Here is a 1276-nt window from a genome sequence, read left to right as displayed (position 1 = left end):
CTCGAACGTGCTTGCGCTCAGTGCCTTCTTTATCGACCATGACTATGCCGTCGGGTAATGCTGTTTCTACACCTTTTAACACCCGCTCTAGCGCGTCAAATGGCGCCGTGTTTTCTTTGGCAGTGGCGACTAGCCCGTGCGGCGTTAAACAGTTATCGTCAGTCAATAGCGGCTGCAATACCGCCATACTATCGACATCCCAGCAGGCATGAACAAAACAAGCGTCGTCTGTTTCAATCCATAAAGGCAGCTCATATAACCGATTAAGCCAATATTGATGACGCTCTGAGCCAAAAGCTATTTCGGCTAAAAATGCCGCATGTTGGCGTATATGTATGTCATTGTGCGAGCGCAGATATTGGCTGGAGTTATCAGGGTCAAGTGTGGCAAAGGCGAGGGCATTATATTCATGATTACCCATTATCGCATCTGCCACGTTAGCATCTAACATGGCAAAAACAATCTCTAAGGTAGCCAATTGCTGTGGTCCTCGGTCAATCAAGTCGCCGATAAATAACGCCCGATGCCCTGCTGGCGGTACAAAGTACGTGCCATTATGAACGTAACCTAGCTGCTCTAATAAGCCAATTAACTTGTCTGCGTAGCCATGAATATCACCGATAACATCTATCATCATAATAATTATCAAATTCTTAAATAGTTTGTTGAGTATAAGTTTGTGCAAAACATAACGCGACGTTAATCATCGCTTAATTACTTAAACTGTCATCATAACCCAAGTGCTCATTTCAATTTTTATCATTGAGCTTCATTAATAAACTTCATTACTAAATTTAAAGCCCAGGTGATAATAGCGCATTGATAAAATGCGGTAGGACTTGCGGTTCTAAAATAACCGTGGCAATAACCCCAAACGCGCCGCCCCACATATGCGCCATATGATTGATATTAGAGCCGCCCCGTTTGTCTGCATAGATACTATAAGCGATATAAGCGACGGCGAATAATATCGCAGGTATAGGAACAATCGCGAATAGGTAAATTTTCTCCCACGGTGCCAGCAAAATAAAAGCAAACAATACGGCTGATACACCGCCTGACGCGCCAAGGCTTAAATAGCTCGCATTGTTTTTATTCTTGAGGTAGCTTGGAATCATCGCAATGATAATGGCCAATACGTAAAAGACCACAAAACCATAGCCAAATAAGAACGGCTGATACAGCCCTTCAATAGCACGACCGAAAAAGTATAAAGTAAACATATTAAAGAGCAGGTGCATGCTATCGGCATGAATAAAGCCATGCGTGACAAAAC

2 protein-coding genes are annotated in these 1276 nt (G+C 43.2%); both read right to left on the bottom strand.

What is annotated here, in order from left to right; all coding sequences use genetic code 11:
- Positions 1-637 (bottom strand): metallophosphoesterase (locus JMW90_RS13370; protein ID WP_201564736.1); only part of this gene is annotated, 637 nt, incomplete at its 3' end.
- Between the two features lie 157 nt (positions 638-794).
- A partial coding sequence (locus JMW90_RS13365) for a rhomboid family intramembrane serine protease (protein ID WP_201564735.1) occupies positions 795-1276 on the bottom strand: 482 nt, incomplete at its 5' end.

The sequence above is a fragment of the Psychrobacter glacincola genome (assembly GCF_904846215.1).
Taxonomy (GTDB): domain Bacteria; phylum Pseudomonadota; class Gammaproteobacteria; order Pseudomonadales; family Moraxellaceae; genus Psychrobacter; species Psychrobacter glacincola.
Note: the sequence above shows the minus strand (reverse complement) of the source record. Positions and strands in the feature narration are given on the sequence as shown.